Annotated in this window: 13 protein-coding genes; 8 read left to right on the top strand and 5 right to left on the bottom strand. The window is 43.7% G+C overall.

Annotation, left to right across the window (positions count from 1 at the left end; translation table 11 throughout):
• Positions 1-106 precede the first annotated feature (106 nt).
• Positions 107-328: a cold shock domain-containing protein CspD gene (gene cspD, locus HKI82_RS08015; protein WP_042481960.1), complete on the bottom strand. Its 222-nt coding sequence runs from the start codon at positions 326-328 to the stop codon at positions 107-109.
• A 516-nt stretch (positions 329-844) separates the two neighbouring features.
• Here cspD and clpS point away from each other — a divergent pair.
• Both clpS and clpA read left to right on the top strand, forming a co-directional pair.
• Positions 845-1,165, top strand: coding sequence for an ATP-dependent Clp protease adapter ClpS (gene clpS, locus HKI82_RS08010; RefSeq protein ID WP_165311692.1), 321 nt, complete (start codon positions 845-847; stop codon positions 1,163-1,165).
• A 35-nt stretch (positions 1,166-1,200) separates the two neighbouring features.
• A complete protein-coding gene (gene clpA, locus HKI82_RS08005) occupies positions 1,201-3,471 on the top strand; it encodes an ATP-dependent Clp protease ATP-binding subunit ClpA (RefSeq protein WP_102941657.1) in 2,271 nt (756 codons plus the stop codon).
• Positions 3,472-3,575: 104 nt separating this feature from the next.
• On the opposite strand, the gene infA is transcribed toward clpA, so the two are convergent.
• The 3 genes from infA to aat form a co-directional block, all read right to left on the bottom strand.
• On the bottom strand, positions 3,576-3,794 hold the full coding sequence (infA, locus tag HKI82_RS08000; protein ID WP_001040192.1) for a translation initiation factor IF-1: 219 nt from the start codon (positions 3,792-3,794) through the stop codon (positions 3,576-3,578).
• Positions 3,795-3,874: 80 nt separating this feature from the next.
• The gene (locus HKI82_RS07995) at positions 3,875-4,576 is read right to left on the bottom strand and encodes an arginyltransferase (RefSeq protein ID WP_112404557.1); all 702 of its coding nucleotides are present in this window, start codon (positions 4,574-4,576) and stop codon (positions 3,875-3,877) included.
• A 9-nt stretch (positions 4,577-4,585) separates the two neighbouring features.
• A complete protein-coding gene (gene aat, locus HKI82_RS07990; protein ID WP_102941659.1) occupies positions 4,586-5,317 on the bottom strand; it encodes a leucyl/phenylalanyl-tRNA--protein transferase in 732 nt (243 codons plus the stop codon).
• Between the two features lie 29 nt (positions 5,318-5,346).
• Here aat and HKI82_RS07985 point away from each other — a divergent pair, with 29 nt between their 5' ends.
• Positions 5,347-5,802: an outer membrane lipoprotein gene (locus tag HKI82_RS07985; protein ID WP_112404556.1), complete on the top strand. Its 456-nt coding sequence runs from the start codon at positions 5,347-5,349 to the stop codon at positions 5,800-5,802.
• A 135-nt stretch (positions 5,803-5,937) separates the two neighbouring features.
• Positions 5,938-7,218: a 3-phosphoshikimate 1-carboxyvinyltransferase gene (aroA, locus tag HKI82_RS07980; RefSeq protein ID WP_112404555.1), complete on the top strand. Its 1,281-nt coding sequence runs from the start codon at positions 5,938-5,940 to the stop codon at positions 7,216-7,218.
• Between the two features lie 34 nt (positions 7,219-7,252).
• Here the strand turns inward: aroA and HKI82_RS07975 are convergent, their stop codons facing one another.
• Positions 7,253-7,501, bottom strand: coding sequence for a DUF2498 family protein (locus HKI82_RS07975; protein WP_042481984.1), 249 nt, complete (start codon positions 7,499-7,501; stop codon positions 7,253-7,255).
• A 417-nt stretch (positions 7,502-7,918) separates the two neighbouring features.
• On the opposite strand from HKI82_RS07975, the gene topA reads away from it, so the two are divergent.
• The 4 genes from topA (at position 7,919) to HKI82_RS07955 (ending at position 14,515) form a co-directional block, all read left to right on the top strand.
• Complete coding sequence (topA, locus tag HKI82_RS07970) at positions 7,919-10,549, top strand: type I DNA topoisomerase (protein ID WP_171137697.1); 2,631 nt, start codon at positions 7,919-7,921, stop codon at positions 10,547-10,549.
• Between the two features lie 337 nt (positions 10,550-10,886).
• Positions 10,887-12,104 carry a glucose-1-phosphate adenylyltransferase gene (gene glgC, locus HKI82_RS07965; RefSeq protein WP_171137696.1) on the top strand — a complete coding sequence of 406 codons (1,218 nt, stop codon included), beginning with the start codon at positions 10,887-10,889 and terminating at the stop codon, positions 12,102-12,104.
• The gene (gene glgA / locus HKI82_RS07960) at positions 12,094-13,560 is read left to right on the top strand and encodes a glycogen synthase GlgA (protein WP_171137695.1); all 1,467 of its coding nucleotides are present in this window, start codon (positions 12,094-12,096) and stop codon (positions 13,558-13,560) included. The genes glgC and glgA overlap by 11 nt, the downstream gene beginning before the upstream one ends.
• A gap of 148 nt (positions 13,561-13,708) precedes the next feature.
• Entirely contained in the window at positions 13,709-14,515 is an 807-nt protein-coding gene (locus HKI82_RS07955) for an alpha/beta fold hydrolase (protein WP_102941665.1), read from the top strand.
• Positions 14,516-14,518 lie beyond the last annotated feature (3 nt).

Below are 14,518 nucleotides of genomic sequence, written 5' to 3'. Positions count from 1 at the left end.
ACAAAACCCGCCAAGTGGCGGGTTTTTCATATCTATCAATTCATAAATCGTTAGCGTTTAAATAACCGATAGGTCAGTTATCGATAATGATTTATTCGGCAGCGAACTATTTAGATTGTTGCCCTTCAATAGGTACGACACTACTAGCGTGGTAACCTTTAGGTCCTTGTTCAACTTCATACGCTACTTGCTGTCCCGCTTTAAGTGTGCGGTAGCCATCCATTTGGATAGTAGAATAATGAGCAAAAATGTCTCCATCTTCGCCTTCTGGACAGATGAATCCGAATCCTTTGGCGTTATTGAACCATTTTACTGTACCTGTAGCCATGCTATACGTCCCTCATGCATTTTGTTACTGATGTTGTTACGGAGAAATTCACTCTAATATCCATTATCAGAAAATCTGATGGTGATCACTCCTATTAGTGAATATCGATTCAGCCGCTGCCAAATTTTTAGTCACTATTTGACCAATGTAGTCAATGATTGAGCACAGTCAATAGGATAATGGTATAAAAATGCATACTTTTATAAGCAAATCACTTTTAAGATAACCCTATTCCATTTGATATCACTTGTGCGACAAGTATTTGTGCCACTTATGATTGGCTCGATTTTAGACTTTAGTACGAATAGTGTTACAGAAAGGTGACGAGTTTTTGAACGTTTAGAATAAACTCGATTGTGAATAGCAATGTTTTATTTGCAGCGATACAATTGCTGCATTAGTCTCTAAGTAAGGATTGTTTTTCACCTTCACTGACAGCACCTTAGGTTATCAGTAAGTGATGACTTTTTAAGAGAAGAGACATTTTTAAGAGAAACACTCCTAAATACGGCCATCATGAGTAAAAACTTCGAATGGGTAACTCCAGACTCAGATCTACTGGAGCTAGAGAAAACAGCAACAAAACCACCGTCGATGTATAACGTTATACTGAATAATGACGACTACACGCCGATGGATTTTGTGATAGAAATCCTTGAACGCTTCTTCTCTATGGACATAGAAAAAGCGACACAAGTGATGCTCAGAGTTCATTATGAAGGGAAAGCAATTTGTGGCACGTTTACTGCTGAGGTTGCAGAGACGAAAGTCGCTCAGGTGACAATGTACGCACGGGAAAACGAGCATCCACTGCTTTGTACGATGGAAAAAGCGTAACACTTGCAGATGTGGTTGTTCTTTAAGGAGGCCTTATGCTTAACAAAGAACTAGAGTCTAGTCTAAACGGCGCGTTCGCTCGAGCGCGAGACAAAAGACATGAATTCATGACCGTCGAGCACCTCCTACTTGCATTGTTAGAAAACGATGCAGCGAAGGAAGCATTATTGGCCTGTCAGGCAGACATTGACGTTTTGCGTCGAGAGCTTGACGTATTTATTGACCAGACAACCCCTCTCATCCCAGATAACGACGAAACACGTGAGACTCAGCCAACGCTTAGCTTCCAACGTGTATTACAACGTGCTGTGTTCCATGTTCAATCATCCGGTCGCAGTGAAGTCACTGGCGCAAACGTACTGGTTGCTATTTTTAGTGAGCAGGAATCTCACGCTGCCTATCTATTGAAAAAGAACGATATCAGTCGTTTGGATATCGTTAACTATATTTCCCACGGCATTACTAAAGCATCGAGTAGCTCGGGCGAAGATTCATCTTCCGATTCATTTGGCACAGAAAGTTCAGACGATTCGCCAGCTGATGAAAGACTGGAAAGCTTTGCAACGAACTTAAACCAGTTAGCTGGTCAAGGTCAGATCGACCCTCTTATCGGTCGAGACAAAGAACTTGAACGTACAATCCAAGTGCTTTGCCGTCGTCGCAAAAACAATCCATTGTTGGTGGGCGAGGCTGGTGTCGGTAAAACCGCTATAGCTGAAGGTTTGGCATGGAGAATTGTGGAAGGGCAAGTGCCTGAAGTGATTCAAGACAGCGTTATCTACTCACTGGATATAGGTTCATTACTTGCGGGTACCAAATACCGTGGTGACTTTGAAAAACGTTTTAAAACGATTCTCAAACAGCTAGAAAAAGAGAAAGATGCAATTCTCTTTATCGATGAAATTCACACCATCATTGGTGCTGGTGCAGCATCTGGTGGTCAGGTTGATGCTGCAAACTTGATTAAGCCTCTACTAAGTAGCGGTAAATTACGTTGTATCGGTTCAACCACTTATCAGGAATACAGCAATATTTTTGAGAAAGAGCGTGCGCTTTCACGCCGATTCCAAAAAATTGACGTTGTAGAACCTTCGTTGGATGACACAACCAAAATTTTGATGGGTTTGAAACCAAAATACGAAGCTCACCACGATGTGCGTTACACCAACAAGGCACTTCGCGCTGCGGTTGAACTGTCTGCGAAATACATCAATGAACGTCACTTACCGGACAAAGCGATTGATGTTATCGACGAAGCGGGTGCTCGTGTTCGTTTGATGCCAGCCAGCAAACGTAAGAAAACAGTCGGTGTGGCTGAGATTGAGTCCATGGTTGCAAAAATGGCTCGTATCCCAGAAAAATCTGTTTCTTCTTCGGATAAAGATATTCTGAAAAATCTTGATCAGAAAATGAAGATGCTGGTGTTCGGACAAGATAACGCGATTGATGTGTTAACTGAATCCATCAAGCTGACTCGTGCTGGTTTAGGAGCGGATAATCGTCCAGTTGGTTCATTCTTGTTTGCTGGCCCAACGGGCGTAGGTAAAACAGAAGTCACCGTTCAGCTATCTAAACTGTTGGGTATTGAACTACTCCGATTTGATATGTCTGAATACGGTGAACGCCACTCAGTGAGCCGCTTGATCGGTGCTCCTCCAGGTTATGTTGGTTATGACCAAGGTGGCTTGTTAACGGATGCCGTGATCAAGAACCCACATGCGGTTGTGCTGTTAGACGAAATTGAAAAAGCGCACCCTGATATCTTTAACTTGCTATTGCAAGTGATGGATAACGGCACGCTAACCGATAACAACGGTCGTAAAGCGGATTTCCGTAACATCATCTTAGTGATGACAACCAACGCTGGTGTGGCTGAAACAGTGAAGAAATCGATAGGTTTGATTCAACAAGATCACAGCCATGATGCGATGTCGGAGATCAAGAAAGTGTTCACGCCAGAATTCCGTAACCGTTTAGATCATACAATTTGGTTTAACAGTTTGGATGAAAGTGTGATTCACCAAGTGGTTGATAAGTTCATCGTTGAGCTACAAGTACAATTGGATGCCCGTGGTGTGTCTCTTGAAGTATCAGAAGATGCTCGTCACTGGCTAGCTCTGAAAGGTTATGACCGTGAAATGGGAGCACGACCTATGGGACGCGTGATTCAAGAACAGTTGAAGAAACCGCTGGCTAATGAGCTGCTATTTGGGGCATTGGTTGATGGCGGAACAGTGAAGGTGGCTTTGAAAGATGATCATCTAGTCTTTGAATACTTAGGTGCCAAAGAAGAAGTTCTGCATTAAAACAAGAAAAGCGCATCGAAAGATGCGCTTTTTTATATCCTTTAGAACAACAACAAAAAACGGAGCCTTAAGCTCCGCTTTTTGTTGTATTCGAAAATCAGAGATTAACGAGCACGGAAGACGATGCGGCCTTTTGATAGGTCGTATGGAGTCATCTCAACAGTAACTTTGTCACCCGTTAGAATACGAATGTAGTTTTTACGCATTTTACCAGAGATGTGAGCCGTTACTACGTGACCGTTTTCAAGCTCAACACGGAACATTGTGTTTGGAAGAGTATCAAGGACAGTACCTTGCATCTCAATTACGTCTTCTTTAGCCATTTAATCCTCTTTAGAAATGTGGCGCAAATCAACGGCCTATCGTGCCGATGATTGTTAAACAAGTTAAGTTGGGGCGTATTCTACCCTTGCCAACGCTGATTTACTAGCCTTTGATGGCGTTGGAAGCGCACTTTATAGTTCATCGCGGGGCATTCGTCGATTTGATAGCCTAAGTAAAGCCACTGTTTATGGGTGTTTCTGCAATATTCCAGTTGAATCAATACCGCCAGAGTACCAATTGAAAGTGGGGATGCTGGGTCAAAAAAGGTATAAAACGCACTCGCACTATTAGGCAGAATATCCGTCACTGCGACCGCAATAAGCTGATTATCTTCGTAAATATGAAGAAACTGGGTGTTAAGCCATTGGGAATTGGCGAATTTATCAAATTCATCTTTCTGTGGTGGATACATGGTGCCATCACGATGACGGGCCTTGATGTACTTAGCGTAGAGCGAGAACCAGTTCTCATCTAACTTGGGTTTGAGTTCCCAAGTCAAATGTTGTTTTATCTTGTTGATTAAACGTTTCTGACTTTTTGAAGGGGTAAAGCCAGGCACAGAAACACGCAAAGCGTGGCAGGCGCTACACGTATCACAATGAGGTTTGTAAATCGTATCGCCACTTCGGCGAAAACCATTGGCGAGAAGAATTTCATAATTTTCGTCAGACTGCATACTGCTATCGAGTGCGACAGCAACACGTTCCATGCGGTCTTTGAGATAACTGCAAGGATGATTGTTTGTCAGGCCAATTCTAATTTGGTGTATATCAGAACTCACGCTTTACTCCTAAACAGACTCAGATTCATCTGTAATGCTAATACTGAGCCACTGGCGTTTGAAACACGCTTCTTTTATTGCTTTATCTCTAAAAGATAGCAATGAATTTATAAATTCGTCACGTGGTAGTTCAAATGCGCCTAATGAAGCGAGATGTGGGTTCATTACTTGGCAGTCAATGAGCTGTCCGTCGTGCTTTGCAAAGTGACGACAGAAATACCATAGGGCAATTTTTGAAGCATTAGTTTGCGTACTGAACATGGATTCACCGCAAAAAATCTGTCCCATCTGAATGCCGTACAAACCGCCGACAAGCTGTTCATTTTGCCATACTTCAACCGAGTGGCATTTACCAAGATCTGCCAGTTCACCATAGGCTTCTCGCATTTCAGCATGAATCCATGTCTGTTCGGGTGGGCGAGTGGCAGCGCACAGATCAATCACTTGCTTAGTTGCGTGGTTGATACTGACCAAATATTGCTGCTTGCGCTGAAATTTTTGCACACTTTTTGCTGGTTTGAATGTCTTAGGATTAAATACCGCTCGCGGCGATGGGCTCCACCATAGGATTGGTTCACCTGGCCCATACCAAGGGAAAATGCCATTCTTATAGGCGTTATAAATGCGATTTGGGTTGAGATCTCCGCCGAAAGCGAGCAAGCCGTTTGGATCTTCTAATGCTTCGTATGGTGAAGGGAAGCCGTAATCATTAGCAGACAGCTCTGGAAGATAAATCGTCATCGAAACCCCAGCTTTGATTAGGAGAGAAAATGAAAAAGTGGATTTGGATCATATTGATTTTTCCGTTGTTTGCCAATGCTGGTTATCAACGTAACCAAGCCAGACCCGTAAACGAAGTCGTTTTTGGGACGGTAGAAAGCGTTCGCTACATTTCTCAACAAGATATTGTTCAGTCGAAAGCAAATGGCTGGGAAACCTTGCTGGGAGCAGTGGTTGGCGGTGTGATTGGTAATCAATTTGGTGACGGTCATGGGCGGGAGGTAGCCACAGCTGTAGGTGCCATTGCGGGAGGCAGTATCGCGCATAAGAATGCGAATCGAACCTACAGCATTGAGTATCGTTTAGTGGAACTTTTGATAGAAACGAAAGACGGTAAATGGATTGATGTCATCCAAGATGTCGACCCTCAAATGCTGTTCAGCAAACAAGATAAAGTGCGAATTTTATACTTTGACGATGGCGTTCGTGTGGACAAAGAAATGTGATGACTAAAAATTCACGACGACTAGAGATTTAGGCTAGTTTTCACGGTTGAATTTAGTTAGTCTGCCAGTACGAAGAATTTTACATCGCTCCAGATAAAAAGAGATATGAGAGCGGTGCAAGGAAACACAGCATTAATGGAAAGCCTTACGTTACAACCCATTCAAAAAATCAGTGGAGAAGTGAATCTCCCAGGTTCGAAAAGTGTATCAAACCGCGCTTTGTTGTTGGCGGCTTTAGCCAAAGGAACAACGCGACTTACTAATTTGCTCGACAGTGACGATATTCGCCATATGTTGAACGCACTCACCAAACTTGGTGTTCAGTATCAATTATCTGACGATAAAACAGTGTGCGAAGTTGAAGGTCTGGGTAAGCCGTTTACCGCAGATCAGGCTCAAGAACTGTTTTTGGGTAATGCGGGCACAGCAATGCGCCCACTAGCCGCAGCATTGTGTTTAGGCTCGGGTGACTATGTTCTGACTGGCGAACCTCGTATGAAGGAACGCCCAATTGGTCACTTAGTGGATGCCCTGCGTCAAGCAGGTGCGGATATTGAATATCTGGAAAATGAAAACTTTCCGCCACTACGCATTAAAGGCACTGGTTTAGCGTCTGGAACGGTAGAAATTGATGGTTCAATTTCAAGCCAGTTTTTAACCGCGTTCTTGATGTCAGCTCCGCTTGCGAAAGGCGATATCACAATCAAAATTGTTGGCGAATTGGTTTCTAAACCCTATATCGACATCACCCTGCATATCATGGAGCAATTTGGTGTTCAGGTTGAAAACCATGATTACCAAGAGTTTGTTGTTCGTGCTGGCCAAAGCTACGTCTCACCGGGTAACTTTTTGGTTGAAGGTGATGCCTCTTCTGCCTCTTATTTCCTTGCTGCTGCGGCTATTAAAGGTGGTGAGATTAAAGTAACTGGTATTGGAAAAAACAGTATTCAAGGCGATATTCAATTTGCTGATGCGCTTGAGAAAATGGGCGCTGAAATTGAGTGGGGCGACGATTACGTTATCTCGCGTCGCGGTGAACTTAATGCAGTTGACCTTGATTTCAACCATATTCCTGATGCAGCAATGACCATTGCTACAACCGCTCTTTTTGCCAAAGGCACTACAGCAATTCGCAACGTGTACAACTGGCGAGTGAAAGAGACGGATCGTCTTTCTGCTATGGCGACAGAGCTGCGTAAAGTCGGTGCAGAAGTGGAAGAGGGTGAAGACTACATCATTATCACGCCTCCAGCGAAGCTAACTCACGCGGCGATTGACACTTATGACGATCACCGAATGGCCATGTGCTTCTCGCTGGTTGCCTTAAGTGATACACCAGTAACGATTAATGACCCGAAATGTACATCAAAAACTTTCCCAGATTATTTTGATAAATTTGCAAGCTTGAGTCATTAACCAGTTGAAATAAAAGCCTCTATTGAGGCTTTTATTATTTTTCGACGCTGAACTCTTTAGAAAGCTGATGAGCCAGGTATTTGAACATGTTAAATACCACTGTTGTCTTCTCGGTTGGTAAGCCATTTTCGTCGAGAAAGTAGTTGCCTTTAAATACCAGAACGTCGTCTTTTTCTTCAACACTGTCTGCTCTTAAACCTTCGAAATATTGGTCATGGTCTTGAATTAACTGGTTTGCAATAAGCAGCAATTCAAACTCACTGACGGTTTTTTTATCATTCATTAATGTGTTACCTCATAAAACGAAATCTGAAACTGAGTTGTTCGGCAATTAAATTGCCATTGGTAGGGCGTTGTCAACTCAGCACACTGTTTGAGTATTTATCTGGCAGTGTAATGCTACTTGTGCTCAATTCCATGATCGAAAACAGAAATGGTAGGATTTGTGCAATTGCTACTTTTGTGATTTGCTCCATATTTAATTCGTTTACAGTCGCGTCATGGAATAAGCCATTCTAGTATGTGCGGGTTTTTGAACGTAGAAGCACAATTCGTCGATTTGTCGAGCAAATAAAAAGGATTTTAAAAAAACAAGTTGATCTTCTTGTTGTTCGGCTCGATAGTAAAAAAAAGAAGCAACCTTGTAGAGCGCCGTTTGATTGAGCGTTTTCATAGTGATTAAGGGCATTTGAGTCAAATTATGGGTAAATCACTCGTTATAGTGGAATCACCAGCCAAGGCGAAAACAATTAATAAATACCTTGGAAAAGACTTCATTGTTAAGTCTAGTGTCGGTCATGTCCGCGATCTACCAACCGCAGGTCAAAGCACTGCAACAACAGCTGCCAAAAAAGCTGCTGCGGTATCAAAAAATTTAAGCGTAGAAGAAAAAGCTCGCCTAAAGAAAGAGAAAGAGCGTAGCGCCCTAATCAAAAAAATGGGCATTGACCCTTATCATGGTTGGGAAGCGAACTACCAAATTCTGCCAGGTAAAGAAAAAGTTGTAGCAGAGCTACAGAAACTTGCGAAAGATGCTGACCACGTCTATCTCGCAACCGATTTGGACCGCGAGGGAGAGGCTATCGCTTGGCACCTTCGTGAGATCATCGGTGGCGATGAAGAGCGATACAAACGTGTAGTGTTTAACGAAATTACTAAGAATGCTATCCAACAAGCCTTCCAAAAACCGGGAGACTTGAACATGGATGGCGTTAACGCGCAGCAAGCACGCCGTTTTATGGACCGTGTTGTGGGCTTTATGGTTTCTCCACTATTGTGGAAAAAAGTCGCTCGTGGCTTATCTGCGGGCCGTGTGCAGTCTGTTGCTGTAAAACTGCTGGTAGAGCGTGAACGTGCGATTAAAGCATTCGTTCCTGAAGAGTTTTGGGATATTCACGCGGATACCACAACGCCAGCGAAAGAAGCGTTCCGTCTTCAAGTTGCGCAGAAAGACGGTGAAGCTTTCAGACCAACAAACGAAGCCGACGCTATGGCGTCTGTGGCGACGCTGCAAAAAGCCGTTTATGAAGTCTGCAAACGTGAAGACCGACCAACCAGCAGCAAAGCAAGCGCTCCATTTATTACATCGACACTGCAACAAGCGGCAAGTACTCGATTAGGCTACGGTGTTAAGAAAACCATGATGTTAGCTCAGCGTCTTTATGAAGCGGGTTACATCACTTATATGCGTACTGACTCAACCAACTTGAGTTCAGAGGCTGTGGATGCAGTTCGCGAATACATCAGTTCTGAGTTTGGTGCGGATTACTTACCTGCAAAAGCGAAAGTTTACGGTAGCAAAGAGGGCGCACAAGAGGCGCACGAAGCGATTCGCCCTTCTAGCGTGGATGTGAAAGCTGAAGACCTTGAGGGTATGGAAGCGGACGCTCACAAACTCTATGCACTGATCTGGAATCAGTTTGTTGCTTGTCAGATGACAGACGCTCAATACGATTCAACCACAGTCAGTGTTAAGGCTGCTGAATACACGCTGAAAGCGAAAGGTCGTATTCTGAAGTTTGATGGTTGGACTCGCGTTCAACGACCTCTGGGTAAGAATGAAGACCAGATTCTTCCTGCAGTAAAAGTGGGTGATAAGCTTTCACTTGAGAAGCTGGACCCAAGACAGCAATTTACTAAACCGCCAGCTCGTTATACGGAAGCTGCATTGGTTAAAGAGCTTGAGAAACGTGGCATTGGTCGTCCGTCGACCTACGCGTCAATCATCTCAACGATTCAAGACCGCGGTTATGTAAAAGTCGATCAACGTCGTTTCTATGCCGAGAAAATGGGCGAAATCGTTACTGACCGTCTAGACGAAAGTTTCGATGACCTGATGAACTACGACTTCACAGCGCGCATGGAAGAGAAGCTGGACCAAATTGCCGTTGGTGAAACCAGTTGGAAAGAGGTTCTAGATAGCTTCTTCAATGATTTCAGCACAGATTTGGAAAAAGCAGAGCAAGACGAAGCTCATGGCGGTATGAAACCAAATCATATCGTTGAAACCAGTATTCTTTGTCCGACCTGTTCACGCCCTATGGGAATCCGTACCGCATCAACAGGTGTATTCTTAGGTTGTTCTGGCTATGCATTACCACCGAAAGAACGTTGTAAGACAACGATCAACCTTGGTGACGAAGAAGGCATTATCAACGTCCTAGAAGAAGACGTAGAAACTGCGGCTCTTCGTGCGAAGAAACGTTGCCCTATTTGTGAAACGGCAATGGATGCATACCTGATTGACGATAAGCGTAAGCTACATGTTTGTGGTAATAACCCGAATTGTGATGGCTACATTGTCGAAGAAGGTGAGTTCAAAGTTAAAGGTTACGATGGCCCTGTTGTTGAGTGCGATAAATGTGGCTCAGACATGGTGCTTAAAAATGGCCGCTTTGGTAAATACATGGGTTGTACTAACGAGGAGTGTAAAAACACTCGTAAGATTCTTCGCAATGGAGAAGTGGCTCCACCGAAAGAAGAACCAGTGCATTTCCCTGAACTACCATGTGAAAACTCAGACGCATATTTTGTGCTACGTGATGGTGCTTCTGGTCTGTTCTTTGCTGCTAGTAACTTCCCTAAATCACGCGAAACTCGCGCGCCATTAGTTGAAGAACTGGCTAAATATAAGGAACGTCTGCCAGAGAAATTCCATTATTTAGCAACGGCTCCTGCGAAAGACCCTGATGGTCGTCCAGCGGTGGTTCGTTTTAGCCGTAAGAGTAAAGAGCACTATGTCCGTACCGAAAATGATGGTAAGCCATCTGGTTGGACAGCGCTTTATATCGATGGCAAATGGGACGTAACAGATAAGCGCAAGAATGCTTAATTGAAATCTCCGAAACAAAACCAAAAAGGGTAGCGAATAGCTACCCTTTTTCTTTTTCAAATTGCACGATTCGCTAGCGGGTTATTGTCTGGTTCGTGTAATTAGAATCGACCAACTTGTGCTGGAACTCATACTTTAGAATATTACCCATAACTAATGAACGGGAATGTCATCTTCTACATACTTTCTACTGCTATAAACTTAAGAGCAGATATGTAACTTGTTGCTTTTCTTGTGAGTTCTTTGAAAAAGCATAGTGCAGTCTGCCACGCTACCTTGTCCCCCCCCCAACTAAAAACGCAAGGTAGACGTCAATATAATAAATGGAGAGTTATATATGTTTGGTGTACTAGGAATGATATTGGCTGGCGGCGAAGGATCTCGTTTGATGCCATTAACCGAAACGCGTTCAAAACCCTCAGTGCCTTTCGGTGGCAGCTACCGGTTGATTGATTTTGCCCTAAATAATTTTGTGAATGCTGACTTAATGAGAATCTATGTTTTGACTCAGTTTAAGTCGCAATCTCTTTATATTCACATGAAGAAAGGTTGGAATGTCTCCGGTATTACTAACCGTTTCATCGACATAATCCCTGCACAAATGCGTGATGGTAAGCGTTGGTATGAAGGTACTGCTGATGCCATCTATCAGAATATTGTGTTTGTGGAACAATCAGGCGCTGCGGATGTTTGTATTTTTGGCTCTGACCATGTTTACAAAATGGATATTCGTCAAATGTTGGAGTTTCATCTTAGAAAGCAAGCAAAGCTGACGGTAGCAGCATTGCGTATGCCAAGGTCAGAAGCGTCAAAATTTGGTGTGATAGAAGTGGACGGTGAAGGCAAGATGATTGGCTTTGAAGAGAAGCCTGAAAATCCTAAATCGATTCCGGGAGAACCTGACTGGTGTTTGGTTTCAATGGGAAACTACATCTTTAAATCAACCGTACTTTGTGATGAGCTGCGAGAAGATGCGGTGAACCCTGAATCAAGCCATGACTTCGGTAAAGACATTATTCCGAAGATGTTTTCTGATGGCGGAGTCTATGTGTATGATTTTTCTCAAAACAAAATCAAAGGCGAGATTGAAACAACCTATTGGCGTGATGTTGGTACGATAGAATCGTATTGGTCGGCGCATATGGATCTTCTGTCTAAGAACCCGCCATTCTCTTTGTACAACCGCAGTTGGCCTTTGCATACCTACTATCCACCGTTGCCGCCAGCAACTTTTGTTGATTCTGGTGAACGTAAGGTTAAAATCACAGACAGTTTGATTTCAGGTGGTAGTTACATCCAAGGATCAACTATTTACAAATCAGTTTTGGGATTTAGAAGCAATATTGCGGCTGGCTCTTTGATTAGTGAATCTGTTATCTTGGGTGATGTGAAAGTAGGGGCGGGTTGCTCAATTAAGCGTGCCATCATCGACAAGCATGTCGAAATCGCCCCCGGTACTGTCATTGGTGAAAATTTAGAATTGGACCGACAACGATTCCATGTATCTGATGACGGAATCGTCGTCATAGCAAAAGGAACGAAAGTTGGATTCTAGAAAGGAACAACTCAATGTGTGGTTTACCGTTTCAGAAGTTCAAGGACTAGTAAAAAGTGGAGGCTTGGCTGATGTAGCCAAGGCTCTGCCTAAAGCCCTGCTGGAACTTGGTCATCAAGTCGCCATTGTTTTACCTGGCTACCGCACGGTACCAGACAAAAACTCATCGCCAGTGATTCTCGAAACAGAACTCACTCATTGGCCTCATATTCGTTATCAGGTGCGCCAAACTGAACTGGAAGGCGTGCCTGTTTATCTTATTGATTGCGGTACCTATTTCGACCGCCCAGAGCTGTATGCGGAACGTAATCAAGCCTACCATGACAACGGGGAGCGCTTTGGCTTTTTCTCCTCTGCGTGCCTGGATGTATTACCTAAGTTAGGAATCAAACCAGATATCGTTCATGCGAACGACTGGCATACGGGTCTTGTGCCTTTTCTATTGAAGACTCGCTTCAAAGATGACCCGTATTTTGCTGGTGTGAAAAGCGTTATTACCATCCACAATGCGATGTTTAAAGGTGTGTTCTCGCATCATCAATTGGAAGTGATTCCAGAACTCAACCTCTCTGGTATGGAGTTCCTTGAATATGGTCACGACCATATCAGTATGCTCAGAGCCGGTATTGCATTTGCAGATAAAGTAAACGCGGTAAGTCCGAATTATGCGTCAGAGCTTCTTACTCCTCTTGGCTCTCATGGTTTGGTTGATGACTTTGTGCGTCGTGCCCGTGATTTACACGGCATTGTTAACGGCTGTGATTATAGCGAGTGGAACCCAAGAACCGATACCTACTTGCCTGAAGTCTACTCCGATGATGCGAAATCATTGAAGAAGGGTAAGCTTGCCAGCAAGAAGGTATTACAAGAAGAGTTGCAGCTACCGCAGCGTGACGTCCCAATGTTTGGCATGGTATGTCGACTGACTCATCAAAAAGGTTTTCACTACATTCTTCCTATTTTGGAGAAGTTTCTACGTAACGATGTTCAGTTGGTTATTGTCGGGACTGGTGAGCCAGAAGTGGCTGCTCAGTTGCACAAAATAGCGAGTGCTAACCCTACACAATTTGCGTTTGTTGAGGCGTACAGCAACCGATTTGCACACCTTGTTGAAGCAGGTTCGGATTTCTTCTTGATGCCTTCTGAATTTGAAGCGTGTGGTCTTAATCAAATCTACAGCATGGCGTATGGCACGCTGCCAATCGTACGAGAAGTCGGCGGTCTCAAAGACACGGTAATGGACTATGACAAATACCCTAATGAAGCAACGGGGTTTGGTTTCCAAGAACCGTCACCAGAGGCTCTGCTTATTACCATGCAACGAGCACTGCTGTTCTATCTGCAACATCCAGATCTAGTGTTAGAAGTTCAGCAACGAGCGATGAGATGTGACTTCAGCTGGCGGGAATCCGCGTTGGAATATGTGAAAATGTATCACTACGCGATTTTTGACTAAAAGTTCACTTGAATAAAAACAGAGCCTTAGCGCTCTGTTTTTGATCTGGTCGACCTTGGGAGACATTTTTTAACAACTCCAATCACTTTGAAAGGCTAGTCTGTGGTAACCTCGTGCCATCTTCTTTGGTTTAAATTAAGTGGTATCAATGCTTCAAAGCCTGCTTTTTCATAAAACTTACCATCATCCTACGAGTAAAGAGTGGGTGGTATTTGTTCATGGTGCTGGAGGCAGTTCGGCTATTTGGTTTAAGCAAATTAAAGCGTATAAGCAGCACTTCAATTTGTTATTTGTCGATTTGCGCGGTCACGGTAAATCACCTCAGCTGATTAAAGATTTAATCAGTAACAAGTACACGTTTAAGTCAGTGACATTAGATGTGTTACGCGTGCTCGACCACCTAAAGATTCAATCTGCGCATTTTGTTGGAATGTCCTTGGGTACCATTATTGTTCGCAACCTTGCAGAACTTGCCACTGAGCGAGTCAGTTCTATGGTATTAGGTGGCGCGGTTACCCGTTTAAATGTACGTTCGCAGATATTGGTTAAACTCGGGCATATGAGTAAGAACTTTGTGCCATACATGTGGCTCTACCGGTTATTTGCGTACATCGTGATGCCGCAGCGTAGCCAAAAGCAATCTCGCAATTTATTCGTCAGGGAAGCAAAGAAACTCTGCCAGAAAGAATTCAAGCGTTGGTTTACGCTTACCGCAGAAATCAATCCGATGATGCGTTGCTTCCGTGACAAAGAGTTACCGATCCCAACTTTGTATTTGATGGGCGAGCGTGACTATATGTTTATTCAGCCGGTTAAAGACATGGTTACTTTGCATGAGAAAAGTGAACTTTGGGAAATTCCTAATTGCGGTCACGTATGCAATATTGAACAGCCAGAAGTGTTTAACCGCGTTTCTATCGACTTCATCAACAAACAAGTTACGATGAAAGCGTAATCG

Origin of the sequence: Vibrio plantisponsor, assembly GCF_013041605.1 — a bacterium.
In the GTDB taxonomy this organism is placed as follows: Bacteria; Pseudomonadota; Gammaproteobacteria; order Enterobacterales; family Vibrionaceae; genus Vibrio; species Vibrio plantisponsor.
The sequence above is the reverse complement of the archived record's forward strand: the minus strand, read 5'-3'. Positions and strand labels throughout refer to the sequence as shown.